This window comes from Caulobacter sp. GSs2, assembly GCF_058680895.1.
This window is the reverse complement of record NZ_CM178725.1, coordinates 3,103,306-3,129,736: the sequence shown is the minus strand read 5'-3', so window position 1 is coordinate 3,129,736 and position 26,431 is coordinate 3,103,306. Positions and strand designations below refer to the sequence as shown.

24 protein-coding genes and 2 pseudogenes are annotated in these 26,431 nt (G+C 67.9%); 12 read left to right on the top strand and 14 right to left on the bottom strand.

What is annotated here, in order from left to right; genetic code table 11:
- Positions 1–8: 8 nt before the first annotated feature.
- From ACW17Z_RS15220 to ACW17Z_RS15190, 7 genes are all read left to right on the top strand, one after another.
- A complete protein-coding gene (locus ACW17Z_RS15220; protein WP_492056606.1) occupies positions 9–1,205 on the top strand; it encodes an alanine racemase in 1,197 nt (398 codons plus the stop codon).
- Positions 1,206–1,490: 285 nt separating this feature from the next.
- Positions 1,491–3,143: a M28 family metallopeptidase gene (locus ACW17Z_RS15215; RefSeq protein ID WP_492056605.1), complete on the top strand. Its 1,653-nt coding sequence runs from the start codon at positions 1,491–1,493 to the stop codon at positions 3,141–3,143.
- Between the two features lie 185 nt (positions 3,144–3,328).
- Positions 3,329–4,717, top strand: a complete 1,389-nt coding sequence (locus ACW17Z_RS15210) for an L-serine ammonia-lyase (RefSeq protein ID WP_492056604.1) — start codon at positions 3,329–3,331, stop codon at positions 4,715–4,717.
- 67 nt (positions 4,718–4,784) lie between these two features.
- Positions 4,785–5,780 carry a hydroxyacid dehydrogenase gene (locus tag ACW17Z_RS15205; protein ID WP_492056603.1) on the top strand — a complete coding sequence of 332 codons (996 nt, stop codon included), beginning with the start codon at positions 4,785–4,787 and terminating at the stop codon, positions 5,778–5,780.
- A 63-nt stretch (positions 5,781–5,843) separates the two neighbouring features.
- A complete protein-coding gene (locus ACW17Z_RS15200; protein WP_492056602.1) occupies positions 5,844–6,599 on the top strand; it encodes a DUF72 domain-containing protein in 756 nt (251 codons plus the stop codon).
- Positions 6,600–6,777: 178 nt separating this feature from the next.
- Positions 6,778–7,077, top strand: coding sequence for a hypothetical protein (locus ACW17Z_RS15195; RefSeq protein WP_492056601.1), 300 nt, complete (start codon positions 6,778–6,780; stop codon positions 7,075–7,077).
- Positions 7,078–7,172: 95 nt separating this feature from the next.
- Positions 7,173–8,119, top strand: a protein-coding gene (locus ACW17Z_RS15190) for an IS630 family transposase (RefSeq protein ID WP_492056600.1) whose coding sequence is annotated in 2 segments (ribosomal slippage) — positions 7,173–7,509 and positions 7,509–8,119 — 948 coding nt in all. Because the reading frame shifts where the segments join, the coding sequence is not laid out codon by codon here.
- A gap of 57 nt (positions 8,120–8,176) precedes the next feature.
- Here the strand turns inward: ACW17Z_RS15190 and ACW17Z_RS15185 are convergent.
- The 9 genes and pseudogenes from ACW17Z_RS15185 to ACW17Z_RS15145 form a co-directional block, all read right to left on the bottom strand.
- Entirely contained in the window at positions 8,177–8,626 is a 450-nt protein-coding gene (locus ACW17Z_RS15185) for an RpiB/LacA/LacB family sugar-phosphate isomerase (RefSeq protein WP_492056599.1), read from the bottom strand.
- A 63-nt stretch (positions 8,627–8,689) separates the two neighbouring features.
- On the bottom strand, positions 8,690–9,358 hold the full coding sequence (yihA, locus tag ACW17Z_RS15180; RefSeq protein ID WP_419318350.1) for a ribosome biogenesis GTP-binding protein YihA/YsxC: 669 nt from the start codon (positions 9,356–9,358) through the stop codon (positions 8,690–8,692).
- Positions 9,358–11,211, bottom strand: coding sequence for a membrane protein insertase YidC (gene yidC / locus ACW17Z_RS15175; protein ID WP_492056598.1), 1,854 nt, complete (start codon positions 11,209–11,211; stop codon positions 9,358–9,360). Before yidC ends, yihA begins: the two co-directional genes overlap by 1 nt.
- Before the next feature lie 7 nt (positions 11,212–11,218).
- Complete coding sequence (gene rnpA, locus ACW17Z_RS15170) at positions 11,219–11,695, bottom strand: ribonuclease P protein component (RefSeq protein WP_419318354.1); 477 nt, start codon at positions 11,693–11,695, stop codon at positions 11,219–11,221.
- Positions 11,696–11,808: 113 nt separating this feature from the next.
- Complete coding sequence (gene rpmH / locus ACW17Z_RS15165) at positions 11,809–11,943, bottom strand: 50S ribosomal protein L34 (protein ID WP_012284717.1); 135 nt, start codon at positions 11,941–11,943, stop codon at positions 11,809–11,811.
- A 152-nt stretch (positions 11,944–12,095) separates the two neighbouring features.
- Entirely contained in the window at positions 12,096–13,073 is a 978-nt protein-coding gene (locus ACW17Z_RS15160; RefSeq protein WP_492056597.1) for an NADPH:quinone oxidoreductase family protein, read from the bottom strand.
- 266 nt (positions 13,074–13,339) lie between these two features.
- A pseudogene (locus ACW17Z_RS15155) lies at positions 13,340–14,398 on the bottom strand (alpha/beta hydrolase); the annotation flags it as partial.
- A 10-nt stretch (positions 14,399–14,408) separates the two neighbouring features.
- Complete coding sequence (locus tag ACW17Z_RS15150; RefSeq protein WP_419318358.1) at positions 14,409–15,047, bottom strand: TetR/AcrR family transcriptional regulator; 639 nt, start codon at positions 15,045–15,047, stop codon at positions 14,409–14,411.
- Positions 15,048–15,314: 267 nt separating this feature from the next.
- Entirely contained in the window at positions 15,315–15,566 is a 252-nt protein-coding gene (locus ACW17Z_RS15145) for a DUF2164 domain-containing protein (protein ID WP_419318360.1), read from the bottom strand.
- Between the two features lie 38 nt (positions 15,567–15,604).
- Between ACW17Z_RS15145 and ACW17Z_RS15140 the strand changes: the two are divergent.
- Positions 15,605–15,685 (top strand): annotated as a pseudogene (locus tag ACW17Z_RS15140) (hypothetical protein); the annotation flags it as partial.
- A 25-nt stretch (positions 15,686–15,710) separates the two neighbouring features.
- Here the strand turns inward: ACW17Z_RS15140 and ACW17Z_RS15135 are convergent.
- Entirely contained in the window at positions 15,711–17,093 is a 1,383-nt protein-coding gene (locus ACW17Z_RS15135) for a flavin-containing monooxygenase (RefSeq protein WP_492056596.1), read from the bottom strand.
- 185 nt (positions 17,094–17,278) lie between these two features.
- Here ACW17Z_RS15135 and ACW17Z_RS15130 point away from each other — a divergent pair, with 185 nt between their 5' ends.
- Positions 17,279–17,776 (top strand): ASCH/PUA domain-containing protein, encoded by a 498-nt coding sequence (locus tag ACW17Z_RS15130; protein WP_419318363.1) that lies wholly within the window; start codon positions 17,279–17,281, stop codon positions 17,774–17,776.
- Positions 17,777–17,843: 67 nt separating this feature from the next.
- Here the strand turns inward: ACW17Z_RS15130 and ACW17Z_RS15125 are convergent, their stop codons facing one another.
- From ACW17Z_RS15125 to ACW17Z_RS15110, 4 genes are all read right to left on the bottom strand, one after another.
- Positions 17,844–18,299 carry a chemotaxis protein CheW gene (locus ACW17Z_RS15125; RefSeq protein ID WP_419318365.1) on the bottom strand — a complete coding sequence of 152 codons (456 nt, stop codon included), beginning with the start codon at positions 18,297–18,299 and terminating at the stop codon, positions 17,844–17,846.
- A 171-nt stretch (positions 18,300–18,470) separates the two neighbouring features.
- Entirely contained in the window at positions 18,471–18,590 is a 120-nt protein-coding gene (gene cydX / locus ACW17Z_RS15120) for a cytochrome bd-I oxidase subunit CydX (RefSeq protein WP_419252411.1), read from the bottom strand.
- 12 nt (positions 18,591–18,602) lie between these two features.
- Complete coding sequence (cydB, locus tag ACW17Z_RS15115) at positions 18,603–19,751, bottom strand: cytochrome d ubiquinol oxidase subunit II (RefSeq protein WP_492056595.1); 1,149 nt, start codon at positions 19,749–19,751, stop codon at positions 18,603–18,605.
- A gap of 12 nt (positions 19,752–19,763) precedes the next feature.
- Entirely contained in the window at positions 19,764–21,323 is a 1,560-nt protein-coding gene (locus tag ACW17Z_RS15110) for a cytochrome ubiquinol oxidase subunit I (RefSeq protein ID WP_492056594.1), read from the bottom strand.
- 123 nt (positions 21,324–21,446) lie between these two features.
- Here ACW17Z_RS15110 and cydD point away from each other — a divergent pair, with 123 nt between their 5' ends.
- The 3 genes from cydD to ACW17Z_RS15095 all read left to right on the top strand — a co-directional run bounded on the left by cydD (position 21,447) and on the right by ACW17Z_RS15095 (position 26,425).
- Positions 21,447–23,099 carry a thiol reductant ABC exporter subunit CydD gene (cydD, locus tag ACW17Z_RS15105; RefSeq protein WP_492056592.1) on the top strand — a complete coding sequence of 551 codons (1,653 nt, stop codon included), beginning with the start codon at positions 21,447–21,449 and terminating at the stop codon, positions 23,097–23,099.
- The gene (locus tag ACW17Z_RS15100; protein ID WP_492056591.1) at positions 23,096–24,694 is read left to right on the top strand and encodes an amino acid ABC transporter ATP-binding/permease protein; all 1,599 of its coding nucleotides are present in this window, start codon (positions 23,096–23,098) and stop codon (positions 24,692–24,694) included. Before cydD ends, ACW17Z_RS15100 begins: the two co-directional genes overlap by 4 nt.
- A 261-nt stretch (positions 24,695–24,955) precedes the next feature.
- Complete coding sequence (locus ACW17Z_RS15095; protein WP_419318375.1) at positions 24,956–26,425, top strand: PAS domain S-box protein; 1,470 nt, start codon at positions 24,956–24,958, stop codon at positions 26,423–26,425.
- The last annotated feature ends 6 nt before the right edge of the window (positions 26,426–26,431 follow it).

Sequence of the window (26,431 nt, the reverse complement as noted above, 5' to 3'; positions counted from 1 at the left end):
AGAAACACATGAACTTTCCACCGCACACCGCCCTCCCCCAGACCCCGCTGCTGGTCGTCGACAAGGCCGCGCTCCTGCGCAACCTCGACCGCATGCAGGCGCTCTGCACCGCCGCCGGCGTGCGGCTGCGGGCCCATGGCAAGACTCACAAGTGCTCGACCCTGGGCCGGCTGATCATCGAGCGCGGCGCGGTGGGCCTGTGCGCCCAGACGGTCGGCGAGGCCGAGGCCTTCGTGGCCGGCGGCATCACCGACGTGCTGGTCACCGCCGCCCCGCCGCCCTGGGCCGCGCCGCGCCTGGCGGCTCTGGCCAAAGGCGGCGCCACGATCGGCGTCACCGCCGATGACGAGGGCCAGATCGACCGATTGTCCGACGCCGCCGTCGCGGCCGGGACGATCCTGAACCTGGTGGTGGACCTCGACCTGGGCACCCACCGCACCGGCGCCTATCCGCACGAGGCCCTGAAACTGGCCCGCGCCGCCGACGCCGCGCCGGGCCTGCGCTTTGCCGGCCTCCAGGCCTATCTGGGCCATCTGCAGCATATGGATGACGGCGACCTGCGCCGCTCGGCCGACGAGGCCGCCTTCGCCACGCTGAAGGCCCTGGTCGCCGAGCTGACCGCCGCCGGCCTGGCCCCGCCCGTGGTCACCGGCGGCGGCACCGGCACCCACGCCTTCGACCTGGCGTCGGGCGTGTTCACCGAGCTGCAGGCCGGCTCCTACGCCGTGATGGATGTCGAATATGACGATTGCGGCGCGCCCGGCGGCGGCGACTGGCCGTTCGAGCCGTCGCTCTACATCGCGTCCAGCGTGGTCTCGACCCGCCACAAGAGCCACGTGGTGGTCGACGCCGGCTTCAAGGCCGTATCGATGGACGGCCCGCCGGCCCGCGTCATCGCCGGCGCCGCGCCCGGCTCGCTGTGGCGGCCCATGGGCGACGAGCACGGCCTGATCGCCCATCCCGCCATGATCGACGTGCTGAAGGCCGGCGGCCGCGATCCGCTGGGTTTTGCCGGGGCGGTGACCGCCGCCGACGCCGATCCGGCCCGCGCCTTCCCGGCCGATGCCCCCAAGGTCGGCGACATCGTCTGGCTGCAGCCGGGCCACTGCGATCCGACCATCAACCTCTATGACGCCCTGCACGTCTGGGATGGCGAGACGCTGGAACGCTGGGCGGTGGATGGGCGGCGGGTCAGTTCGATCTAGTTTTCCGATAGCCCCACAACGGTGTCATCCCGGACGAGCGCGCAGCGCGAAGATCCGGGACCGACGCCTGAACTCAGCGCTTCCGGCGGTCCAGGATCGGCGCCCGGCTTCGCCAGGCTTGTCCGGGATGACAGGCTTTCAGGGCCTGTGCGATGGCCCTGGGGCCGCCGGGGAAAGCGGATTTAGAGGCCGATCCCTGTCCAGGAAACGAACCGGCTTCCCCTCGCCCAAGACCCCGGATACGGTCCGCGCCAACGACAAGATTTGCTCCAAAGAGTGACAACGATGAAACGCCTGCTGCTCGCCACCGCCCTGATCGCCGCGCCCATGCTGGCGCACGCCTCCGACGCGCCGAAGATCGACCCCGTCAACCTCGCCGCCCACATCAAGACCCTGTCCTCCGACGCCTTCGAGGGCCGCGGCCCGGCCACGGCCGGCGAGACCAAGACGGTCGCCTATATCGTCGAGCAGATGCAGGCCGCAGGCCTGGAGCCCGGTGGCGACCTGAAGGACGGCAAGCGCGCCTGGACCCAGGACGTGCCGCTGGGCATGTTCGAGATCAAGGGCCCGGTCAGCGCCCACATGATGGTCGGCGACAGCCACATCGCCCTGAACCAGGGCGAGCAGATCGCCATCCGCGCGGCCATGACCAATGTCGACAAGGTGTCGATCCAGAACGCCCCGATCGTCTTCGCCGGCTATGGCGTCAAGGCCCCGGAGCGCAACTGGGACGACTTCAAGGGCCTGGACGTCAAGGGCAAGATCGTCGTCGTGCTGATCAATGATCCCGACTTCGAAACCGGTTCCGGCGACTTCGGCGGCAAGGCCATGACCTATTACGGCCGCTGGACCTACAAGTTCGAGGAAGCCGCCCGCCTGGGCGCCGCCGGCCTGCTGATCGTGCATGAGACGGCCCCGGCCTCGTATGGCTGGGCCACGGTCAAGAACTCCAACACCAACACGATGTTCGACATCGTCCGCAAGGAGCCGAGCAAGTCGCATCCGGCCCTGGAAGGCTGGATCCAGCGCGACACCGCCGTCGAGCTGTTCAAGGCCGCGGGCCTGGATTTCGACGCCCTGAAGAAGGCGGCCCAAGGCCGCGACTTCAAGCCGGTGGAACTGAAGGGCGCGACCTTCTCGGCCAATTACGCGGTCGAGCCCAAGGTGATCGTGTCCAAGAACGTGGTCGGCAAGCTGACCGGCGCCAAGCGCCCCGACGAGACCGTGTTCTTCACCGGCCACTGGGACCATCTGGGCGTAGGCCTGGCCGACGCCAAGGGCGATACGATCTATAACGGCGCCGTCGACAACGCGACCGGCATCGCCGCCATGCTGGAAATGGGCCGGGTCTTCGCCAAGAGCCCCCGCGCCGATCGCACCCTGGTCTTCCTGGCCGTGACCGCCGAGGAAAAGGGCCTGCTGGGCTCGGAATATTACGCGGCCAACCCGCTGTATCCGCTGGCCAAGACCGTGGGCGTGCTCAACACCGACGCCCTGGATCCGGCCGGCCCGGCAAAAGACTTCACCATCTCGGGCAGCGCCAAGCTGGGCCTGCTGGACGACCTGATCGCCCACGGCAAGAAGGTAAACCGCACCTACACGCCCGACCCGGCCACGGAAGCCGGCTACTTCTACCGCTCGGACCACTTCCCCTTCGCCAAGCGCGGCGTGCCGGCCATCTCGTTCGGCTCGGGCGAGGATCTGGTCGAGGGCGGCGTGGCGGCCGGCAAGGCGTTTGCCGACGCCTATCGCATCAACGCCTATCACCAGCCGGCCGACGAATGGAACGACGGCTGGCGTCTGGACGGCATGACCGCCGACATCAGCCTGATCCAGGGCCTGGGCGCGGATCTGGCCAACTCCACCCGCTGGCCCGAGTGGGGTGAGGGTTCGGAGTTCAAGGGCACGCGCGACGCCTCCAAGGCGCAGCGCAAGTAGGCCGCACCTCTATCTTGTCATCCCGGAAGCCTCGCAGAGGCTATCCGGGACCCAGGAGCCGGCGCATCGCGGTTTGCCCCTGGGTCCCGGCTCTTCCCCCGGCCTTCGCCGGGGTGCGGCCGGGATGACAAACATGTTTTGAACCGGATAACGCCCACCGCCACGCGGAAGAGCGGGATGCCCCCATGACAGCCTCGGTCTTCGACCTCTTCAAGCTCGGCGTCGGTCCGTCCAGCAGCCACACCATGGGCCCGATGACGGCGGCGGTGCTGTTCGTCGGCCGCCTGCGCGACAACGGCCAGCTGCCCGGCGTCGCCCGGGTCGAGATCCGCCTCTACGCCTCGCTGGCCCTGACCGGACGTGGCCACGCCACCGACCGGGCGGTGATGCTGGGCCTGATGGGCTTTGTCCCGGCCGATCTCGATCCCGACGCCGGCGAGGCGGCCCTGCTGGAGACCCGCGCCACCCAGTCGCTGAAGCTGGGCGGCCAGATCGACATCGCCTTCGACGAGGCCCGCGACATCGTCTGGCTGGGCCATGAGCGCCTGCCCCAGCATCCCAACGGCTTGACCTTCGTCGCCCATGACAAGGCCGGCGCCGTGCTGGCCGAACGCACCTGGTTCTCGATCGGCGGCGGCTTCGTGCGCGACGAGTTCGAGATGGGCAGCAACGCGCCGCCCGAGGCCGGCCCTGAAATCCCCCACCCCTTCGAAAGCGGCGCCGACCTGCTGCAGCGGGCCGCCGACGCCGGCCTGTCGATCGCCGGGGTGATGGGCGCCAACGAGCTGGCCCGGATGTCGCTGGACGACATGAACGCCGGCATCGACCGCATCTTCACGGCCATGGAGGCCTGTATCGACCGGGGCATGCGCCAGGACGGCATCCTGCCCGGCGGCCTCGACGTCAAGCGCCGGGCCCGCCAGATCCACCAGACCATCCAGGGCCGCATGGAGCGCCAGATCAGCGACCCGCTGGCGGCCATGGACTTCGTCAACCTGTGGGCCATGGCGGTCAATGAGGAGAACGCCGCCGGCGGCCGGGTGGTCACCGCCCCGACCAATGGCGCGGCGGGGCTGGTGCCGGCCGTGCTGCGGTTCTTCGTGCGGTTCTACAACGGCACGCCCGAGCAGATCCGGGTGTTCCTGCTGACCGCCGCCGCCATCGGCGCGCTCTACAAGCGCAACGCCTCGATCAGCGGGGCCGAGGTCGGCTGCCAGGGCGAGGTGGGCGTCGCCTGCTCGATGGCCGCAGCCGGCCTGTGCGCGGCTCTGGGCGGCAGCAACGCCCAGATCGAGAACGCCGCCGAGATCGGCATGGAGCACAATCTGGGCCTGACCTGTGATCCCATCGGCGGCCTGGTGCAGATCCCCTGCATCGAGCGCAACGCCATGGGCGCCATCAAGGCCATCGACGCCGCCCGCCTGGCCCTGCTGGGTGACGGCCAGCACAGCGTCTCCCTCGACAAGGTAATCGCCACCATGAAGCGCACCGGCGAAGACATGAACGAGATCTACAAGGAAACCTCGATGGGCGGGCTGGCCGTGGGGCTGTCGGTCAACCGGGTGGAGTGCTGATCACCGCCGAGGTGCGCCTGACACAACCGCGCGTTATCCACACACGCGACAACCAGGACCCCACGCCATGAACATCGTCATCTTCGAAGCCGAAGACTGGGAACGCGCCGCCGTCGACGGCCTGAGCCGCGACCACACCGTGACCTGTGTGGCGGAGGTCGCCGGCCCCGGCTTCGCCGAGGCTGAGGTCGTCTCGACCTTCATCGACTCGCGCCTGGACGCAGCGGCCCTGGCGGCCTTCCCCAAGCTGCGCCTGATCGCCACCCGATCGACCGGCTATGACCATGTCGACCTGGACTATTGCCGCGAGCACAGGATCACCGTGTGCAACGTCCCCGACTATGGCGACCCCACCGTGGGCGAGCACGCCTTCGCCCTGCTGCTTGCCCTGGCTCGCAAGCTTCCCCAGGCCGTCGAGCGCACCCGGCGCGGCGACTTCTCGCAGGGCGGGCTGCGGGGCTTTGACCTGGGCGGCAAGACCCTGGGCGTGGTCGGAACGGGCCAGATCGGCCGGCGGGTGATCAAGATCGCCAGGGGCTTCGACATGGACGTCATCGCCTTCGACATGCGGCCCGATCCGGCGGCGGCCAAGGCCCTGGGCTTCACCTATGTCCCGCTCGAGACCCTGATCGCCGCCTGCGATGTGCTGACCCTGCACATCCCCGGCGGCCCGGCCACCGAAGGCCTGATCGGCGCAGCCCAGTTTGCGGCGATGAAGCCCTCGGCCATATTGGTCAACACCGCGCGGGGCGGGGTGGTCGACGCCGAGGCCCTGCTCAACGCCCTCCAGACCGGTCAGATCGCCGGGGCGGCCCTAGACGTGCTGAGCCAGGAGCCCTGGCTGCGCGACGAGGCCCAGATCTTCCGCTCCGCAACCCCGCCCGCCGTCGAGGGCCTGCGCGCCCTGGTCGCCAGCCACGCCCTGCTGAAACTGCCCAATGTCATCGTCACGCCCCACGTGGCCTATGACACCCAGGAGGCGGTGGAACGGATCATGGCCGTGACCGTGGGCAATATCGAAGCCTTCACGTCAGGAACGCCCAGCAACGTGGTTCGCGGCTGACACCCCTTGCCGACCGCCTCGCGCCTCGCTTAGGGTGCGCAGCGGAACAGGAAGGGAACAGACATGTCCACAGGCGTCATCCGGGCCGGCATCGGCGGCTGGACCTTCGAGCCCTGGCGCGGCGTGTTCTATCCCGACACGGTCAAGCAGAAGGACGAGCTGAAATATGCTGCGTCCAACCTGACCAGCATCGAGATCAACGGCACCTACTATTCCACCTTCAAGCCCAACAGCTGGATAAAGTGGCGCGACGAGACGCCCGACGACTTCGTATTTTCGGTCAAGGCCAGCCGCTACTGCACCAATCGCCGCGTGCTGTCCGAGAACAACGACTCGCTGGAGAAATTCCTGACCCAGGGGCTGGAAGAGCTGGGTCCCAAGCTGGGCCCCATCAACTGGCAGTTCATGGCTACCAAGAAGTTCGACCCCGTCGACTTCGAGGGCTTCCTCAAGCTGTTGCCCAAGGAGATCGGCGGCCGTCCTGCCCGCCACGCACTGGAAGTGCGCAGCCCCACCTTCCAGACCCAGGCCTTCTATGACCTGGCCGCAAAGTACGGCGCGGCCATCGTCTATGCCGTCGACGACGAGTCGCCCGACTGGCCCCGGATCGACGAGCCGACCGCCGACTTCACCTATGCCCGCCTGATGTGCAGCCGCGAGGACGAGCCGACCGGCATGACGTCCGAGGAACTGGACGGCGTGGTCGCCCAGACGCGCAACTGGGCCCAGCGCGGCGACGTGTTCGCCTATTTCATCTCCGGGGCCAAGCTGCGCAATCCGGCGGCGGCGATGGCGCTGATCGCGAAGCTGAAAGGCTGACCCTTCTCCCCTTGCGGGAGAAGGTGTCGGCGCAGCCGACGGATGAGGGGTCGAAAGCCCTGTCGGAAAGGCCCGCGAGACCCCTCACTCGACCCGCCACACGGGCCACCCTCTCCCGCAAGGGGAGAGGCAAACATGGTTAGCCAAACCTTAACCGCCGGGCCCTAGGCTCGCGCCCATGCGCCGCATCCTCGCCCTGCTGCTTGTGTCTCTCGCCCTGGCCTCGCCGGCCGGCGCCGACCAGAAGCCCGCGCCGAAAAAGGCTCCGCCGCCCGCCGTGGCCGCAGTCCCGCAGACCGCCCTGCAGCCGCTGATCCCGCTGGCCTCCAGCCGCCCGGGCGGCGACGCCGGCCAGTGCCGGGCCGCCTGCGCGCGGAGCTACTATTTCTGCAAGGCCGGCGACGACGACATCTGTCCCAGCCAATGGGCCCAGTGCAATGCACGCTGCACCGCCACGTACAAGCGGTCGGGAACCTAAGCTAGAGCATTCGGCGACCTGATTGAATCGATTGGGATTCCCAAATCAGCTTTGGGGTGATTCAAGCTCCTTGCTGGTGATGGAGGCCGGCATGGATGAGCAAGGCGCTGTCGGTAGATCTTCGCGAGCGGGTGATCGCTGCGATTGACGAGGGGATGTCGTGCCGTGGGGCGGCGGCGCGGTTCGGGGTGAGCGCGGCGAGCGCGATCCGGTGGCGGGCGCTGTCGCGGCGGACGGGCGATGTGCGGCCGGGGCCTCTGGGCGGCGACCGTCGGTCGGGCCGCATCGAGGCGCAGGCGGATGTGATCCTGGGCCTGATCGATGAGCGGCCGGACATCACCTTGGCCGAGATCGAGGCGGCGCTGGCCGGGCGCGGGGTTGCGGTAAGCAGCGCCTCGATCTGGCGGTTCTTCGGCCGTCGCGGGATCACGCTCAAAAAAAGTCGGCGCACGCGGACGAGCAGAGCCGTCCCGACGTCCTGAAGCGCCGTCAGGACTGGTTCGACGGCCAGCTTGATCTGGATCCGGCGAGACTGGTGTTCCTCGACGAGACCGGGGCCACCACCAAGATGGCCCGCCGCCACGGCCGGGCGCCGCGCGGACAGCGGCTGCGCTGCAGCGTGCCGCACGGCCACTGGAAGACCACCACCTTCATCGGCGGCCTGAGGCTGAACGGCATGACCGCGCCCATGGTCGTGGACGGCCCGATGACCGGCCTTTGGTTCCAGGCCTACGCAGAACAGGTGCTGGCCCCCACCCTGGCGCCCGGCGACATCGTCATCCTCGACAACCTGGCCAGTCACCGCAACGCCGCCGCCCGCCGCGCCATCGAGGCCGCCGGAGCAACCCTTCTCTTCCTGCCGCCCTACAGCCCCGACCTCAATCCCATCGAGAATGCCTTCTCAAAGCTCAAGGCCATGCTTCGAAAGGCCGCCGCCCGCACCAGAGATCAACTCTGGAAGGCCATCGCCCAGATCATCGACACCTTCACACCCAAGGAATGCGCCAACTACTTCGCCGCCGCAGGGTATGATGCAGACTGATCGGAAAATGCTCTAGACGCGGCCGCTGGGGCCCGGGGGGAAATGCCTGCCGCCGGTTTAAAGACCGCCCAGGGCTGTCAGCGCATCGCGGCGATCGGCATACCTGCCGCCCAGGAATCCGGTTCCCAGAAACGCCCGGAGAATTTCCAGCGCCTCGTCTTGCGACGTCGAATCCGCGCCGAGCACCAGGACATTTGCGTCGTTGTGCTCGCGCGTGGTCCTGGCCATCTCGACGCTGCCGCACAGCGCCGCGCGCAGGTGCTGAAAGCGATTGGCGCTCATGGCCATCGCCTGACCCGAACCGCAAATCAGAATGCCAAATCTGGCCGAACCTGACTGGAATTCCGCCGCAAGCTTCCGGGCGTAGTCCAGGGCGTCGCAACGCTCCGGACCGTGCGCACCTACGTCTTTGGGCGCATAGCCATAGTGCTCCAGCCAGTCGATCAGATGCGCCTTCAGGGCGTATCCGCGGTGATCCGCGCCAAGGAGAACAACGGCCTTGCTCATACCGCACCCCAACCTAGCCGGCCGAAGATCGCCTACAGGCCGAACTTGCGAAAGCCCCGCCCGCTATTCGTCCAGACAGACCCGTGCGATCTCGGCCCGCAGCTCCGGCATGCCCAGGCCCTTTTCCGACGAGGTAGCCAGAACGCGCGGGAAAGCCGCCGGGCGCTTGGCGATCGCCTTCACGGTCTCGGCGGTGACCTTCTCGACCTCGTGCGGCTTGATCTTGTCGGACTTGGTCAGGATGATCTGATAGGAGACCGCCGCCGTATCCAGGGCGTCGAGGGCTTCCTGGTCGACCTTCTTGAGGCCATGGCGGGCGTCGATCAGCAGATAGACACGGCGCAGGGTGGCCCGGCCGCGCAGATAGGCCCGGCCCAGGTCCTGGAACTTGCTGACAGTGGTCTTCGAGGCGCGCGCGAAGCCATAGCCCGGCAGGTCGACCAGGCGCAGCTTCTCGGCCAGCAGGAAGAAGTTGATCTCCCGCGTGCGGCCCGGCTCGTTGGAGGCGCGGGCCAGGTACTTCTGGCCGACCAGACCGTTGATCAGGCTGGACTTGCCGACATTGGAGCGGCCGGCGAAGCACACTTCCGGTGCGATCGGATGGGGCAGGCCGTCCATGTTGACGGCCCCCATCATGAAGGCCACCGGCTGGGCGAACAGCACGCGCGCCGCCTCGATCTCTTCCTCGGTGAAGACGGGACCGGGAGCGGGCGCGAAGTTGGGTTCGGTCATCAGGTCGCCACGGTGGGTTTGCCCTGGAAGCGGGCGATGATCTGGTCGATCGGGTTCTCGACCTTGTAGCGGCGCATGATGATGTACTGCTGGAAGATGGTCAGGACGTTGGACCAACACCAGTAGATCACCAGACCCACGGCGAAGCCCGACAGGGTGAAGGTGAAGATCACCGGGAACCACTGGAAGATCTTCTGCTGGATCGGGTCAGCGGCCGGCGGGTTCATGGCCGTGGTCAGCCACATGGTCACGCCATACAGCAGCGGCCAGATGCCCAGGTGGGCGATCATGGCGCCGACCAGCGGCAGGGCGCCCGGATCATAGGGGATCAGGCCAAACAGGTTGAACAGGCTGGTGGGCTCGGGCGCCGACAGATCGCGGATCCAGCCGAAGAACGGCGCATGCCGCATTTCGATGGTCACCGTCAGCACCTTGTACAGCGAGTAGAACACCGGGATCTGGATCAGCATGGGCAGGCAGCCCATCATCGGATTGATCTTCTCCTTGCCGTACAGCGCCATCATTTCCTGCTGCTGCTTGGTCGGATCGTCCTTGAACTTGGCCTTCAGCTTTTCGACCTCGGGGGCGATCTTTTTCATCTTGGCCATCGACTCGTAGCTCTTGTCCGCCAGCGGATAGAGCACGAGCTTGAGGGCCACGGTCAGAAGCAGGATGGCGACGCCGAAGTTGCCGACCCACTTGTAGAACATCTCCATGATGTTGAAGATCGGGCGGGTGAAGAAGCTGAACATGCCCCAGTCGACGGCGTCGTCGAAGCGCGGCACCTCGGCCTTCTTGCCGTCCCAGAACTTCCACCAGGCCGGCGGCTCGCCGCCATATTCATACTGACGCAGCAGGGGCACGGTCTTGGGGCCGGCGAACAGACGGGTGCTCTGGCTCAGGGTCTGGCCGGGGGCCAGGGTCCTGGTCTGGCCCACAATATTGACGTCATAGATGTCGACCGGTCCGGCCTGGGTGACGCGGTACTGGGCCGCGACGTCCTGCGTCTGGTCGGGGATCAGGGCCGCCAGCCAGTACTGGTCGGTGACGCCGGTCCAGCCACCCTTCGAGGTGAAGGTCTCGAGTGGCTTGTCCTTCTTCCACTTGCCGTACTTGGACTGCTTGAGTTCGTGGTTCTTGCCGTCGGCGCCGCCGAACACGCCGATGGCGCCTTCGTGGATGATCTGGTTCTTGCCGAGCTTTTCGGGGATGCCCTGGCGCTGAACGGAGGCATAGGGCGCCAGGGACAGGGTCTGGCCACCCTGGTTGCGGACGCTGTCGGCCACGGTGAACATGGCGTCGACATCGACCGAAATGGTGCGGGTGAAGATCAGGCCCTGGCCGTTGTCATGGGTCATGACGACCGGCGAGGTCGGGGTCAGGGTCTGGCCCGGCGCGGTGGTCCACAGGGTGCGGCTGTCGGGCAGGCCCGGCAGGTTGGCGCCGGCCCAGCCGAAGTCTGCGAACCAGGCATGCTCGGCGCCCTCGGGGCGGAACAGCTCGACCGGCGGCGAGGTCTTGGACGTGGTCTGGCCATAGCGCTTGAGCCACAGGTCATCGATCCGGGCGCCGCGCAGCGAGATCGAACCCGACAGGGCCGGCGTATCGACGGCGACGCGCGGGCTCTGGGCCTTGGCGGCGTCTCGCGACAGCTTCAGCGGCGCAGGACGACCATCGGGGCCGAGCACCACGCCAGGCTGGGTCGCGACCATCCGGGCCTCGGCGGCCTTCTTGGCCTGCAACTCGGCGTCGGCCTTCTTCTGCTGCGGACCCAGGATGAAGAACTGGTACCCGATCAGGATCGCGAACGCGCTGACGATGAACATCAACGTGTTTTTGTTGTCGTTCTGCATGGATGACTTAACCGGAAACGGAGGGATCGGGCGCGCCTGGGTTAGCAGGTTGAGCGTCAGAAGACGGGTCTTTGGGAAGATCAGCGGATTGAGCCAGCCTGGCCCGAGCCTCCGCGCGATCATGTTCGGCCGCGAGGCTTATCAGCGCGGTTTTCACATCGTCAAGCAAACGCCCCCATTCGCGGGTGCGGGTGCCGCCGCGCGCGATGAATACATAGTCGTACATGGGGCGGCCATGAAGGGGTAACAACAGCCTTGCGGCCTCGCGCAGGCGGCGCTTGGCGCGATTGCGCTCGACCGAGCCGCCGACCTTCTTGGTGGCGGTGAATCCCACACGGATCAGGGGATCATCGTCGAGTCGGGCGCGCATCTGCATGAACACCGCGCCGCGCGACAGGGCGGGCGCCTTGGCGGCTTTGAGGAAATCGGGGCGCTTTTTCAGGCGCTCGATCTTCACCGCATCTGCGGGCTGGATCGCGGTCATGAAAAAAGCCGCCCTTTCCGGCGAAAACCTGAGGTCAGGCTCTGGGAAAAGGCGGCTTTTATCATGGTCTGTGCTTCCCGCCGAAGCGGGAAAAAGAACGGGGTGAGCCGTTCTTAGGCCGTCAGGCGCTTACGGCCCTTGGCGCGGCGACGCGCAACGATTTTTTGGCCGTTCTTGGTGGCCATACGTGCGCGGTAGCCGTGACGGCGGGCTCGCACGAGCTTCGACGGCTGGAATGTCCGCTTCACGAGGTGGCTCCGATAATAATGGGACGCAAGGGCCGCAAGGCCTCCGCGAGTGAGGGGCGGTGGATAAGGGAAGGGGCGACGGCTGTCAACCTGAGTCGGCCGCTGAAACTGTCATCCCGGCCAAGCGAAGCGCCGAGCCGGGATGAGAGCTTTCAAGGAACAATCACCGCCTTGCCCACCACCTTGCGCTCGGCCAGCAGATCAAACGCCTCACGCCAGCGCTCCAGCGGCAGCTGGGCATGCACATGCGGCGAGATCACCCCTTCGTTGGCCATGCGCCACACCGCCTCGCCGTTCTCTCGGCCCTTCTCGGGGAACTGCCGGCCATATTCGCCGGCCCGCACGCCCATAACCGAGAAGCCCTTGATCAGCGGCATATTGACCGAGACCGTCGGGATCCGCCCGGAGGTGAAGCCGATCACCAGCAGCCGGCCGTCAAAGGCGATGCAGCGCACGCTCTCGTCGAACACGTCGCCGCCCACGGGGTCATAGATGATGTCGGCCCCGCGCCCGCCGGTGATGGCTTTCACCTGATCGCGAAAGCCGCCGGTGACGTTGACGACAGCGTCAGGCGCATACAGCGCCTGGATGGCCGCCAGCTTGTCGTCAGAGGCCGAGGCCGCGATCACCCGTGCGCCCAGAGCCTTGGCCAGGTCCACCGCCGCCAGACCTACCCCGCCGGCCGCGCCGTGGACCAGCACCCAGTCGCCCGGCTCGATCCGCGCCCGGCGCACCAGGGCGACATAGGCGGTCAGATAGGCCGCGCCATAGGCGGCGGCCTGGGCGAACGACAGACGCTGGGGCTTGGGCTTCAGGGCCTCGGCCGAGACCACGGCATAGTGCGCGAAGGCCCCCAGCCGCGCGCCGCCGACCACCGCATCGCCCACGGAAAAGCCCGAGACCCCCTGCCCCAGCGCCGCGACCTCGCCGGCCAGGTCCAGACCCGGGGTGAAGGGCGTGGGCGGCTTGAACTGGTATTCGCCGCGGGTCATCAGCAGGTCGGGGAAGTTGACGCTGGCGGCCTTGACCTCGACCAGCACCTCGCCGGGACCGGGCGTCGGCGTGGCGACCTCGCGGACCGCGCAGCCGGCGTAGTCGGGGGCCAGGCTCTCGACGACAAGCGCTCTCATGCCCCCTTCCCCCTTTGATGGGGGAAGGGTTGGGGATGGGGGTGACAGCGGTTCAGGATGGGGCTCGGCCGAGCAAAACCGTCCGGCGGGGTCACCCCCATCCCCGCCCTTCCCCCATCAAAGGGGGAAGGGAGAAGAACAATGCGACTCACGCGATTCAATCGAACGCCTCCCGCACTAGCCCCGCCCCGGCCTTCGCCGGGGAGAGCGGATGTTTTTGTGGAGTTTATCCAGAAAAAGTCCGGACTATCCGGTCTCCGCCCGTCCTACTTATCGGGTCCCGCCACGAAGGCCTCGCGCACCAGCCGCGCCACCTCGCGGCAGGCCGCGTCGGCCGCCGGCACCGCCCCGGTAAAGGCCGTGAAGCCATGGGCCAGGCTGTCATAGCAACGATAGGTCACCGGCACGCCGGCGGCCTGCAGGCGCTTGGCATAGGCCTCGCCCTGGTCGACCAGCGGATCAAAGCCGGCGGTGATCACCACGGCCGGCGCCAGGCCCGCGAGATCGGCCGCCTTGTTGGGCGACAGGCGTGGGTCGGCCGGATCGGCGTCGGGGCCCATATAGTGACCCATGAACCAGTCCATGATCGGCCGGCTCAGCGGATAGGCGTCGGCATAGGTGGTCATCGAGGCCGTCTCGCTGGCCACGTCGACGGCGGGATAGATCAGCAGCTGCAGGGCCGGCTGGGCCTCGCCCGTGCGCTGCATCTCCTGGGCGATGATGGCGGCGAAGTTGCCGCCCATCGAGTCGCCGCCGATGGCCGCCGTGCCTGGCCGAGCGCCGAAACGGGCAGCGTTGTCGCGGCCCCAGCGATAGGCGGCCAGCACGTCGTCCAGACCGGCCGGGAAGCGGTGATCGGGCGCCAGGCGATAGTCGACCGACAGCACGGCGGTCTTGGCGATCCGGGCCAGGATACCGCAGAAGGCGTGGCAGGTTTCCAGATCGCCGATCACCCCGCCGCCGAAATGGGCGAAGACGATCAGGGGGGCGTCGGCGTCCTGCTCGGCCGGGCGATAGGCACGCAGCGGCAAGGGCCCGCCCGGCCCTTCAATCGACAGGCTTTCCGTCCGCACGCCGGGCTCCGGCGGTCCCGACACCGCGCCCAGACCCTTGGCGCTGGCCTCGCGCGCCACGTCGGGCGGCAGGGTCGTCATCGACGGCATCTTCTGGGCGGTGTGGGCGAAGAACTGGAAGCGCGGGTCCAGGGTGCGGCCGCCGCGATAGACCACCCCGCCCCCGGACATGGCCCGCAGGATCGGGCTGGGCAGGGACAGGATGGTCTTCAGAATGAACTTCTGGACGGCGGCGTCAGCCATGCGAGCTCCGGGTAAGGGACTAGAGTTTGGGAAGGGCGGGAAGGCCGCCGAGGATCAGTTTGACGGCAAAGTCAGCGGCGCCGGCCGTATCGACCGGACGGCGCTCCAGCATCTTGTCGCTGACTTCGCGCGCCACGGCGATGCAGGCGGCGGTCAGATAGTCCAGGTCGACAGCCGGCGCGTGCTCAAGCTCCAGAACCTTGGCGAAGCCTTCGCGCACCTGGTCGAACACCGCCACGATCTCGGGCGTGGCCCGAGCTTGGGGGATCGGTTCGCCCGCGGGCCGATTCAGGCGCCAGGTCTCCTGCTCGGTGGCGACGAAGACGAAATACGCGGTGATCGCACCGCGCAGGAACGACTCGAAGTCGACGGCCTTCTCGACCTCGACCCGCAGCAGCGGCCGAAAGCGCCGCGCGCCGTCGTCGGCCAGGGCGTCGAACACTTCTTCCTTGGACTTGTAGTAGTTGTAGAAAGTGCCCGAGGCCAAACCCGTGCGGCGGATAATGTCGCGCACCGTGGCGGCGTCATAACCCAGCTCGCCGAACACTTCCCGCGCCGCATCGAGGATGGCCTGGCGATTGGCGACCTTGGTGCGTTCGCGCTTGCCGGGCCGATCGTCCACAACCGGGGCCTTGGGGAAATAGGCGATATTCGACATCAAACGCGACTCAGGAACGAGGCGATCGTGACGCCCCGTCATGATTTGAGCCTCATTCCGCCGCATGGGGCAAGACTTTCGCCGCGCGCGGACGATCGGCATGCTGTTCCTTCCCTAGCGTCGTCACGTCATGCGCAGACTGATCACCGTTCAGGGATGATGCGTCTGGCGGGCCGGAGGTCAATGCTGCCGCTGGGGGAGCCAACACACCCCGCTCTCCCCGGCGACACGTCAGTGCGGCGAAGCCAACGCCGGGGAGAGCGGAGTCTAGAAGGGCTTCGTCGGCTGCTCCAGCTCATAGACCGCGTCGGTGACGCTCTCGATCTTCTTGGCGAACAGCGCCTGGGCGTCGTGGAGACCCTGATTGTAATAGTAGGGCCCCAGCCGCTCGGTGATGAAGTCGAGCAGGAACTGGGCGTCGAAGCCTTTGACCTCCAGATCCAGCTCGTCCCTCAGATAGCGCGACAGGCCGTCGGTCAGCTTGGCGCGGGTGTCCTTGTCGAGGTCGATCTTGGGCATTTTCGGGGTTCCAGCTCTACTTCCCCTATCCCTTACCTTGTCATCCCGGCCGCAGCGAAGCGGAGAGCCGGGACCCAGGGGCAACCGCACTGCGCCGGCCCCTGGGTCCCGGGTCGGCTACGCCGCCCGGGATGACAGGTTTAGTCAGGCGACGACGGCCTGAACGGAAGCCGTCTCGGCCCGCGCCGCCACCGGCAGCCGGTTCCCCGCCGCCCGCGCCCGCTTCTCGCCCTTTGCGATCTCCTTCTTCAGGTCCGCGCAATAGACGTTGAAATCCACCTGAATCGTGTGCCGCGCCGAGGCGTAGAACTGGCCCAGATGGCGCTCTTCGTCCCTGGCGGTGATCTTGACCATCTCGTCGGCCGACGGCGGCGCATAGGTCCCCGCCAGATAGCCCGCCGCCAGCTTGGCCTGCTGCTCGGCGAAGTTCACCAGGGTGGGCAGGGGCTGGGCCAGGCCCATGAAGAACAGGTTGGGGACATCCGGCTTCATCATCCGCTTGAACAGCGGAAAGCGGTGATCCGGGCCCGGGACCAGGTCCGGATCGTCGAAGAACGGGAAGCTGATCTTGTAGCCGGTGGCGAAGACGATGGCGTCGACCTGTTCCACGCTGCCGTCGGCGAACCGCACATTGGGCCCCTCCAGCGCCGCGATGGCCGGCTTGAACTTGATGTCGCCGCAGCCGGCCCGGGTGAGGAACTCGCCCGAGACCGAGGGGTGGGCCTCCAGCGGCTCGTGATCGGGCTTGGGGAGGCCGTAGTCTTCCATCCGGCCGATGGACTTTTTCAGCACCTTGCGGGTCAGGGCCAGGCCCAGCTTGCGCGGCATCCAGGCCGGCAGGGCGGACTTGTCGGCCGGCTTGCCGTTCAGATATTTCGGAAACACCCAGACCCCGCGCCGGGCCGAGACCCACAGGTTCTTGGCGATCGGGCGTTGCGAGAGCTCGCTGGCGATATCCATGGCCGAATTGCCCATGCCCACCACCACGACGTTCTTGCCGCGCATGTCGACGGGGTCGAACGGGTCGCTATAGGCGTGGGCGTGGAAGGCGGGGCCGTCGAACTCGCCGGGATAGTCGGGAATGCGCGGGTCCCAGTGGTGGCCGTTGCAGACGAACAGCACGTCGTAGAGTCGCGTCTCGCCGCTTGCCAGCGTCACCGCCCACAGGCCGTCGTCGGTGCGGCGGGCGGTCTCCACCTTCGTGTTGAAGGTGATGGTCTCGCGCAGGCCGAAATGGGCGACATAGTCCTTGAAGTACTGCAGCAGCTGGGCGTGATGCGGAAAGTCGGGCCATTCGGCCGGGACCGGGAAATCCTCGAAGGCCAGGCGCCACTTGGAAGTGTCGATGTGCAGGCTCTCGTAGCAGGCCGACAGTCCGTTGGGGTTCTTGAAGTACCAGTTGCCGCCGATGTCATCGGACATCTCGAAGCAGTCATAGGGAACGCCCACGTCCTTGAGCCGCTTGGCCGTGGTGAAGCCGCTACAGCCCGCGCCGATGATGCACGCCTTGGGAAGCTTGCCCGTCATGTCCCGCCCCTGACTTATCGTTGTTCAGTAAAGCGTATCAGCGTTATTCCGGCCGTCAAACGCCTCCCCTGCGTCAAGGACGCTCCACAGCCGCGTGCGGTGGGATTAATCCTCCGCTAGGGTCTGGCGTTCGACACCCACGATCCCATTTGCCCCGACTCGATGCGCATACGAAGGCCAAGACCATGCACCGCCACGAACTGAAGACCTGGCCGCAGTATTTCGCCGCTGTCCGCTCGGGCAAGAAGCGCTTCGAGATCCGCCGCAATGACCGCGACTTCTCGGTCGGCGACATCTTGGTGCTGCGCGAATTCGATCCGGAAAGTGAAGTTTATACAGGCCAGACCGAAGAGCGTCAGATTACATTTGTACTTTCGGAAGAGGACTACGGCGTCATCCACGGCTTCGTGGCGCTCGGCTTTGGCGAGGTCATGCCCCATGCCGACGCCTCGCCCGAGGGCCGGCTGACCGCCGACCAGCTGGCGACCTGGCACGAGACCCAGGCCTCAAACGCCACCCTGCGCGCTCAGGACGCACGCCGGGTCTCGGCCAGCTATGCCGCCCCCACCACCGGCCGGGCGGCCATGAGCGTCGCGGCTGACCGCCACGCGGGCGTCGCCGCCGCCGCCGAGGCCGAGGCCGGCTTCCACGCCGCCGCCGCCCTGATCGTGCGCAAGGCTTAGGGCCACGAAAAAGCCGCCGCCCGCATGAGCGGACGGCGGCTTTTCGAAACCAGAAGGCTGGAAGCGCTTAGGCCGCTTCGCGGATGACCGCCGGGAACACGTCGTTCATGCGCAGATAGGTGATCAGGCGGTTTTCCATCGAGATGATCGCCTGGATGAAGCGCAGTTCCTCGACGCCCAGGTCCGGAGCCGGCTGCAGGTGGTCGCGCGACACGGTGAAGGTCTCGCTGACCGCGTCCACCAGGATGCCGGCCAGGCGGTCCTGGCACTCGACGACCACGATCACGTGGCGGGTCTCGGGAACGGTGAAGCCCAGGCCCAGGCGGTTGCGCAGGTCGATGACCGGCATGATCGCGCCGCGCAGATTGATGACGCCGCGCAGATAGGACGGGGCGTGCGGGATCGGCGTCGCCGGAGTCCAGCCGCGGATCTCGCGGACGGTCTTCACGTCGATGCAGAACTCCTGCTCACCGATGCAGAAGGAGATCAGTTCCAGGGCCGGCTCGGCGGATTGGTCGGTCATATCGATTTCCCCGGGATCGTCAGATCAGGCGTGCCTCCGGTTCGCGTATTCGGCGCGCTCCAGACCACGGTGCTACTTGACCCGATCCGCCCTTTAACAACGGTTAACGGTGACGCCAATCCAGCGCGCTGGATTGTCGCAATCGTCCAATCCGGCATGCCGCGCCCTGCATCAGGGCTCTGACAGGCCCTCATCGCCGTCGTCCGACAGGTTGAACTCGTACCAGACGCCGTTGAGCACGCCGAAGGCGACGGCCAGGCCCAGGCCCAGGATCCACGCGAAATACCACATCGTCTCGTCTCCCTAATACAGGTCGGGGTTGGTGGTCAGGGCGCCCGTCGTGCTGCGTCCCCACAGAACCTTGTAGACCCAGGCGGTGTAGAGCAGGACCAGCGGCAGGAAGATCACCGTGCAGATCAGCATGATGAACAGCGTCAGGTGACTGGACGAGGCGTTCCACACCGTCAGGCTCGAGCGCGGATCGATGGCGCTTGGCAGGATGAACGGGAACATCGACAGGCCGACGGTCGAAATGATGCCCAGGGTCGAGGCTGTAGAGCCGGCGAACGACAGCGGCGCCTTGTCGAAGCGGAGCCCCAACAGGGCCGCGGCCGCGCCGACAAAGCCCAGCACTGGCGCCAGGATCATCCAGCCATTGCGCACATAGTTGTCGAGCCAGGCGCCGGGCGCGGCCACCACCGTGGTGCGCAGCGGATTGGACGGTCCGGCGGCGTCGGTCAGACCTTCCAGCCGGAAGCCCATCCCGCCAAACGCGACATAGAAGCCGCCGGCGGCGAACAGCACGATGCTGGCCAGGCCGGCGATCTCGCCAAAGCGGCGAGCGCGTTCGGTGACCGGCCCCACCTCGGCCTTGACGGTCAGCCAGGCCGCGCCGTGCAGCACCAGCATCGAGACCGACAGCAGGCCGCACAGCAGGGCGAAGGGCGAGAACAGGCCCAGGAGCGAGCCGAGATACGAGATGCGCAGATCGCTGTCGAAGCGGAAGGGCGCGCCCTGCAGGACGTTGCCGACCGCCACGCCGAACACCAGCACCGGCACGAAGCCGCCGGTGAACAGCGCCCAGTCCCAGAAGGACCGCCAGCGCGGGTCGGGCCGCTTGGAGCGATACTTGAAGCCGACCGGCCGCAGGATCATCGCCGCCAGCACCAGGAACATGGCGAGGTAGAAGCCCGAGAAACTGACCGCATAGACGAGCGGCCAGGCCGCGAAGATCGCGCCGCCACCCAGGATGAACCACACCTGGTTGCCTTCCCAGGTGGCCCCGACGGTGTTGATCACCATGCGGCGCTCCTGGTCGGTCTTCGCGACGAAGGGCAAGAGCGCGCCGACCCCCATGTCAAAGCCGTCGGTGAGGGCGAAGCCGATAAGCAGGACGCCCATCAGCGCCCACCAGATGACCCGCAGGGTCGCGTAGTCGATTGGAAGTTCCATGACGGTCATTCCTCAGGCGACGGCCGGTTCGCCGGCGGGGGAAGCGGCGAACGCCTCCTGCTCGGCGAAAGGGCCCTTCTTGATGTGACGCAGGATCAGCCCGACCTCGACCACCGCGAGGGCGCCGTACAGCAGGGTGAAGGCGATGATGGTGGTCCACAGCTGGGCGACGCTCAGGCTGGAGGCGCCCAGGAAGGTGGGCAACACGCCCTCCACCGCCCAGGGCTGGCGACCGACCTCGGCCAGAATCCAGCCCAGCTCGGTGGCGATCCAGGGCAGCGGGATGGCGCAGACGGCCAGGACCAGAAACCATTTGGTCTGGTGCTTGCGCAGGGTCACCAGCACGAAGGCGGTGGCGAACAGGGCGATCATCAGCAGGCCCGTGCCCGCCATGATCCGGAACGCCCAGAACATCACCGGCACATTGGGCACGGTGTCCCACGAGGCCTTCCTGATGGTCGCGGCGTCGGCCATGCGCGGATCAGAGACATAGCGCTTGAGCAGCAGGCCATAGCCCAGGTCGCGGCGATGCAGCTCAAAGGTCGCGCGGGCGGCCATGTCCTTGGGATTGGCCTTCAGCGCTTCGACCGCGCCATAGGCGACGACGCCGGACTCGATGCGGTCCTCGGCGGTGGCGACCAGCTCGAAAATACCCGCCACCGGCGTGTCGATGCTGCGCGTGGCGATCAGGCCCAGCACATAGGGAATCTTGACCTCGTAGTGGGTCTGGCGGTCCTTGAGGCTGGGAATGCCAAAGGCGGTCAGGCCGGCCGGGGCGGGTTCGGTCTCCCACATGGCCTCCAGCGCGGCCAGCTTCATTTTCTGGTTGTCGGTCAGGGCGTAGCCGCTCTCGTCGCCCAGCACGACGACCGACAGGGACGAGGCCAGGCCGAAGGCGGCGGCGACCGTCATCGAGCGCTTGGCGACGCCGATGTGCTTGCCCTTCAGCAGATACCAGGCCGAGACCCCCAGCACGAAGACGGCGGCGATGGTGTAGCCCGCGCTGACGGTATGGACGAACTTGGCCTGGGCCACCGGGTTGAACAGCACCGCGCGGAAGTCGGTGACCTCCATGCGCATGGTGTCGGAATTGAACGCCGCGCCCACGGGATTTTGCATCCAGCCGTTGGCGACCAGGATCCAGAGGGCCGAGAAGTTGGTGCCGATGGCGACCATGAAGGTCACGAACAGATGGCCCACGCGGGACAGCTTGTCCCAGCCGAAGAACATCAGGCCGACGAAGGTGGCTTCCAGGAAGAAGGCCATCAGGCCCTCGATCGCCAGCGGCGCACCGAAGATATCGCCGACATAATGTGAGTAGTAGGACCAGTTCATGCCGAACTGGAATTCCATGGTCAGGCCCGTAGCCACGCCCAGGACGAAGTTGATACCGAACAACCCGGCCCAGAACCGCGTGACGGTTCGCCAGATTGGACGCTTGGTCATCACGTAGATGCTCTCCATGATGACGAGCATGAACGAGAGCCCCAAGGTCAGAGGCACGAACAGGAAGTGGTACAGCGCGGTCAGCGCGAACTGCAGCCTCGAGAGATCGACGACGGCGGGGTCCATACACAGCTCCGAAACGGACGGCGAATGATCGCGCCGACCGAGAGCACTGCCCTAGGCCGGTCCGGCCGCGAAGACCTTGATCCAGATCAAGGCCGGCGGTCGCCGGCAAACTACACTGAACCCATGCAAGCTCGTCCAGCGCTTATCGCTGGCCCCTCCCAGGTCGCGACAAGATTGAAGGACCTCGCAAGGGCCGGCGCAGCCCCCCTGCGCCGCGCGCGCGCTCTGGTCCTGCTGGATGGGGCGGCGGCGACCGCCTTCGCTGCGGCCCTGGCCTGCGCCGTCGACGCCCTGGCCACCGGGCGCGACTTCCAGGGATGGCTGGCCCTGCTGGCCGTCGCCATGATCGCACGCGGTGTCATGGCCAAGCTGGCCGGTGAGGCCGGCGCCAGGGCCGCTGCCCTGGTCAAGACCGCCGCCCGCAGCGACGCCGCCACCGCCCTGATGGCCCGCAAGCCTGGCGGCGCGATGTCGAGCGGGGATGCGACCACCGCCCTGGTCGAAGGGGTCGAGGCGCTGGACGGCCATGTCTCGCGCTTCCTGCCGGCGCGGTTCGCGGCGACCGCCACGCCTCTGGCCCTGATCGCCGTCGCCGCCGTCGCCAGCCCGATCGCCGCCGGCATTCTGCTGGGGGCCATGCTCCCGTTCATCATCGCCATGGCCCTGGCGGGAACGGCGGCCGCCGCCGAATCCCGCGCCCAGTTCGTGGCGCTGGAGCGTCTGTCGGGCCTGTTCCTCGACCGGGTACGCGCCCTGCCGGTCGTGCTGGCCTTCCAGGCCGAGAGCCGGATCACGCGCGACCTGGCCCGCTCCGCCGACGAGCTGGCGACCCGCACCATCCGCGTCCTGCGGGTAGCCTTCTTCTCGTCTGGCGCACTGGAATTCTTCGCCGCCCTGTCGGTGGCCATGGTGGCGGTCTATTGCGGCTTCAACCTGCTGCGCCTCCTGCCCTTCCCGGTCCCGGAGCAGCTGGACCTCAAGCGCGCCTTCTTCGTGCTGGCCCTGGCGCCGGAGGTCTATCTGCCGATGCGGCGTCTGGCCGCCGCCTATCACGACCGTCAGGCCGCCGAGGCCGCGACCGCCAGCCTGATCGCCCTGCCCTGTCCGCAGCCTCGCCCGGCCGCACCGATCCTGACCGCGCCGCCCGTGATCCGCTTCAGCGGGGTGAGCGTCCACTATCCGGACGCCGACGCGCCCGCGCTGCAGGGGTTCGACCTGGAGGTCCCGGCGGGCAAGATCGTCGCCCTGCTGGGTCCCAGCGGCTCCGGCAAGACCTCTATCCTCAACCTGCTGCTCGACCTGGCGCCGCTGAGCGCCGGCGCGGTGCTGATCGACGGCCGCCCCCTGGCCGAGCTTGGCGCGCTGTCGGGCCAGATCGCCTGGGCCGGTCAGCACCCGCTGATCACGCCGGGCTCCATCGCCGACAACATCGCCCTGGCCCACCGCGACGCCACCCGCCAAGAAATAGAAGCCGCCGCCCAGCGCGTGGGCCTGGCCGGCGCCCTGGCCATGCGACCGGGCGGTCTGGACGCCTGGCTGGATGAGCGCGGCGGTGGACTGTCGGGCGGCGAGCGCCGGCGGCTGTCCCTGGCCCGCGCCATCCTCAAACCGGCGCCGATCCTGCTGATGGACGAGCCCACCGCCAATCTCGACGCCGCCGCCGAGGCTGACCTGCTGTCCGCCCTCCGCGAGGCCGCCAGAGGGCGCACCACCCTGATCGCCACGCACTCGCAGGCCGTCGCCGACCTGGCCGACCATGTGGTGAGACTGACATGAGCGCCTCGCCCCTTCAGGCCCTGATCCGCGCCCAGCGTCGCCGACACGCCGAGGGCCTGATGCTGGCCGCCGCCTGCGCCGCCGTGGTTGGGGGTTCCTCCACCCTGCTGCTGGGACTGTCGGGCTGGTTCATCACCGCCTCCGCCCTGGCGGGACTGGCGGGCCTCGCCAGCGCCCAGGCCTTCAATGTGCTGCTGCCCAGCGCCGCCATCCGTCTGCTGGCCATCCTGCGCACCGGCGCGCGCTATGGCGAACGCCTCAGCGCCCACGCGGCCGCCCTGCGATCACTCGCCGCGATCCGGCCAGAGCTGTTTTCCGCGCTGGCCGCCGCCCCGCCCGCCGCCGCCCTGGCCCTTTCCGGCGGCGAGGCTTCGGCCCGGCTGGTGCAGGATGTCGACGCGGTCGAGACAAGGTTCGTGCGGCTGTCGGCCCCTTGGGGCGCAGGCGCCGCCGTCGCCGCGGGGGTGGCGCTGGGCGCACTGTCGGGCTGGACGACGGCCCTTGCGATCCTGCTGTCAGCCGCCGCCGCGATCCTGGTGGCCCGCGCCCTGGCCCGCTGCTTCTCCGCCCCCGCCGGCCGCGAAATCCAAACCCGCATGGGCGCGTTGAAGGACGCCGCCGCCAGTCTGTCCGCCGCCGCGCCCGAACTACGCGCCTATGGCCTGGAGGCCTGGGCCGGCGAGACTCTGGCGACGCAGGGTGAGGCCGTCGATGAAGCCCGACTGCGCGCCGCCCGGGCCCGGGGTTGGATCGCCTTCTCGCAGGCCGCGATCCTCGGCCTGGCGGTCGTCATCGCCGTGGTCCTGGCCGTCCCGGCCGGCCCTGCGCTGGCGGCGCTGGCGGGTCTAGCGGCCGCCATGGCCATAGAGGGCGTCGCCGGCCTGGCCGCCGCCTTCGACCAGGATGGCGCCGCCAATCAGGCGGCCGACCGGCTGGACGCCGTGCTGCAACACGGGCCGACGGCCGCCGTCGCGCCCGGCCTGTCGACGCCCGACCTGCGGCTGCTGGACCAGGACTTCGCAGCGGGAGACCGCATCGCGATCACCGGGCCTTCGGGCGCCGGTAAGACGACCCTGCTGGAACGCCTGGTGGCCCTGCGCCCCAGCGCGCCCGGAACCATCAGGCTGGGCGGCGCGGATCTGGCCGATCTACCCCCTTCGGCAGTCCGCGCGGCCTTCGCCCTGGCGCCTCAGGACGCGGCCCTGATCGCCGGCACGGTGGCCGACAACCTGCGCCTGGCCGCGCCGGACGTGTCTAACGATGAGATGTGGGAAGCCCTGCGCGACGCCGCCCTGGACGAGCGCATCCGCTCGGCGCCGGCCGGGCTGAACGCCTGGCTGGGCGACAATGGCGAACGCCTTTCGGGCGGCGAACGGCGACGACTGTCCCTGGCCCGCGCCCTGCTGCGACCCGCGCCGTGGCTGTTGCTGGACGAGCCGACCGAGGGCCTGGACGCCGCCACCGAGGCCGTGGTGCTGGACCGGCTGGCCGCACGGCTGGACCGCACGGGCCAGGGGGTGGTGCTGGTCAGCCACCGGCCCGCGCCGCTGGCGATCTGTGGGCGGACGCTGAACCTGTCAGCCCCTCAGTCCTAGTCCCGATTGGCGTGGATATAGACGCCAAGCAAAACCACGGCGAAGGTCGTGAACGCGACGACGACCAGTGAAAGATATGCGATTTGTCCGTCAGACATGAAGACTCTCCCTGTCCTGAAATCGCCAAGGTCGCCGGAGCGCGGGCCGCACGCCTTGACCTCGATCAAAGGCCCGGAGCGGCCGGCTGGCGATGACGCCTCGCGAAGATCCGCCCCTCGGCTATAAGGACCAAAGGCGCTTCCCGCGCGACAGAGACACGACATGAAGGCGGTCCGGCCGACCCCCTATCCCCTGTTCAGCGACCCTCGCCCCGGCCCCTATATCGTGGCCGCCGTGGCGATTGCGGCGACCCTCGTGCTGCGGCTGTCGCTGGGCGAGGCGTTCACGGCGGCCTCGTCCTTCCTGCTGTTCATTCCCGCCGTCCTGGTCAGCGCGGCCCTGGGCGGACTGATCTGCGGCCTGTTCGCCACGGTCTGCGCCAGCGTGGCGGTCGGGCTGGTGACCCAGGACGACGCCCCGACCCTGGTCGGGGCGCTGAGCAGCGTGATCTTCCTGATTGTCGGCATGGGCATGGCCATCGGCGGCGGCTGGTTCCACGCGGCGCGGCGGCGGGCGGCGGCGACCAACGCCCACCTGCAGTCGATCCTCGACACCGTCCCCGACGCCGTGGTGGTGATCGACCGTGAGGGGATGATGACCTCGTTCAGCCCGGCCGCCGAGCGCCTGTTCGGCTGGACGGCCGCCGAGGCCATCGGCCAGAACGTCAACCTGCTGATGCCGGGCCCTCACCGTCAGGCCCACAATGGCTTTCTGCACCGCTACACCCAGACCGGCGAGAAGCGGATCATCGGCGTGGGTCGCGTGGTGGTGGGCGAGCGCAGGGATGGCTCGACCTTTCCGATGGAACTGGCGGTCGGCGAGACCAAGGGTCCCCGCCCCTCGTTCACGGGCTTCATCCGCGACCTGACCGATCGCCAGCAGACCGAGACCCGCCTGCAGGAGCTGCAGAACGAGCTGGTCCACGTCTCGCGCCTGACGGCGGTGGGCGAGATGGCCTCGGCCCTGGCCCACGAGCTGAACCAGCCGCTATCGGCCATCGCCAACCTGCTGACCGGTTCGCGCCGGCTGATGGATCGCGGCCGCCCCGCCGATCAGGCCAAGGTGCGCGACGCCATCGATCGCGCCGCCGCCCAGGCCCTGCGCGCCGGCGATGTGATCCACAAGATGCGCGACTTCGTGCGGCGCGGCGCCAGCGAACGCGAGGTCGAAAGCCTGTCCAAGCTGGTCGAGGAGGCCAGCGCCCTGGCCCTGATCGGCGAAAAGGAACGTCAGGTCGATGTGCGCCTTTCGCTGGACGCCCAGGCCGATCAGGTGTTCGCCGACCGGGTGCAGATCCAGCAGGTGCTGCTGAACCTGATCCGCAACGGCATCGACGCTATGGAAAGCCTGCCGCGCCGCGAACTGGTCATCGCCAGCGACCTGACCGAGGAGGGCTGGGCCCGGGTCAGCGTCGCCGACAGCGGCGTCGGAATCACCGACGCGGTGCGCGAAAAGCTTTTCCAGCCTTTCATGACCACCAAGCCACAGGGTATGGGCGTTGGGCTTTCCATCTCGCGCTCGATCATTGAGGCGCACGGCGGGCGGATCTGGGCCGAGCCCAATCCGGGCGGCGGAACCATCTTCCGCTTCACCCTGCCACCGGCCGACCAGGAGGACGACATCCATGACTGACGCCCC

What these genes read in the sequence shown, in the direction of transcription:
- ACW17Z_RS15220 (WP_492056606.1), top strand. Translation starts at nt 9, where the DNA reads ATGAACTTTCCACCGCACACCGCCCTCCCCCAGACCCCGCTGCTGGTC.
- ACW17Z_RS15215 (WP_492056605.1), top strand. Translation starts at nt 1,491, where the DNA reads ATGAAACGCCTGCTGCTCGCCACCGCCCTGATCGCCGCGCCCATGCTG.
- ACW17Z_RS15210 (WP_492056604.1), top strand. Translation starts at nt 3,329, where the DNA reads ATGACAGCCTCGGTCTTCGACCTCTTCAAGCTCGGCGTCGGTCCGTCC.
- ACW17Z_RS15205 (WP_492056603.1), top strand. Translation starts at nt 4,785, where the DNA reads ATGAACATCGTCATCTTCGAAGCCGAAGACTGGGAACGCGCCGCCGTC.
- ACW17Z_RS15200 (WP_492056602.1), top strand. Translation starts at nt 5,844, where the DNA reads ATGTCCACAGGCGTCATCCGGGCCGGCATCGGCGGCTGGACCTTCGAG.
- ACW17Z_RS15195 (WP_492056601.1), top strand. Translation starts at nt 6,778, where the DNA reads ATGCGCCGCATCCTCGCCCTGCTGCTTGTGTCTCTCGCCCTGGCCTCG.
- ACW17Z_RS15185 (WP_492056599.1), bottom strand. Translation starts at nt 8,626, where the DNA reads ATGAGCAAGGCCGTTGTTCTCCTTGGCGCGGATCACCGCGGATACGCC.
- yihA (WP_419318350.1), bottom strand. Translation starts at nt 9,358, where the DNA reads ATGACCGAACCCAACTTCGCGCCCGCTCCCGGTCCCGTCTTCACCGAG.
- yidC (WP_492056598.1), bottom strand. Translation starts at nt 11,211, where the DNA reads ATGCAGAACGACAACAAAAACACGTTGATGTTCATCGTCAGCGCGTTC.
- rnpA (WP_419318354.1), bottom strand. Translation starts at nt 11,695, where the DNA reads ATGACCGCGATCCAGCCCGCAGATGCGGTGAAGATCGAGCGCCTGAAA.
- ACW17Z_RS15160 (WP_492056597.1), bottom strand. Translation starts at nt 13,073, where the DNA reads ATGAGAGCGCTTGTCGTCGAGAGCCTGGCCCCCGACTACGCCGGCTGC.
- ACW17Z_RS15150 (WP_419318358.1), bottom strand. Translation starts at nt 15,047, where the DNA reads ATGTCGAATATCGCCTATTTCCCCAAGGCCCCGGTTGTGGACGATCGG.
- ACW17Z_RS15145 (WP_419318360.1), bottom strand. Translation starts at nt 15,566, where the DNA reads ATGCCCAAGATCGACCTCGACAAGGACACCCGCGCCAAGCTGACCGAC.
- ACW17Z_RS15135 (WP_492056596.1), bottom strand. Translation starts at nt 17,093, where the DNA reads ATGACGGGCAAGCTTCCCAAGGCGTGCATCATCGGCGCGGGCTGTAGC.
- ACW17Z_RS15130 (WP_419318363.1), top strand. Translation starts at nt 17,279, where the DNA reads ATGCACCGCCACGAACTGAAGACCTGGCCGCAGTATTTCGCCGCTGTC.
- ACW17Z_RS15125 (WP_419318365.1), bottom strand. Translation starts at nt 18,299, where the DNA reads ATGACCGACCAATCCGCCGAGCCGGCCCTGGAACTGATCTCCTTCTGC.
- cydX (WP_419252411.1), bottom strand. Translation starts at nt 18,590, where the DNA reads ATGTGGTATTTCGCGTGGATCCTGGGCCTGGGCCTGGCCGTCGCCTTC.
- cydB (WP_492056595.1), bottom strand. Translation starts at nt 19,751, where the DNA reads ATGGAACTTCCAATCGACTACGCGACCCTGCGGGTCATCTGGTGGGCG.
- ACW17Z_RS15110 (WP_492056594.1), bottom strand. Translation starts at nt 21,323, where the DNA reads ATGGACCCCGCCGTCGTCGATCTCTCGAGGCTGCAGTTCGCGCTGACC.
- cydD (WP_492056592.1), top strand. Translation starts at nt 21,447, where the DNA reads ATGCAAGCTCGTCCAGCGCTTATCGCTGGCCCCTCCCAGGTCGCGACA.
- ACW17Z_RS15100 (WP_492056591.1), top strand. Translation starts at nt 23,096, where the DNA reads ATGAGCGCCTCGCCCCTTCAGGCCCTGATCCGCGCCCAGCGTCGCCGA.
- ACW17Z_RS15095 (WP_419318375.1), top strand. Translation starts at nt 24,956, where the DNA reads ATGAAGGCGGTCCGGCCGACCCCCTATCCCCTGTTCAGCGACCCTCGC.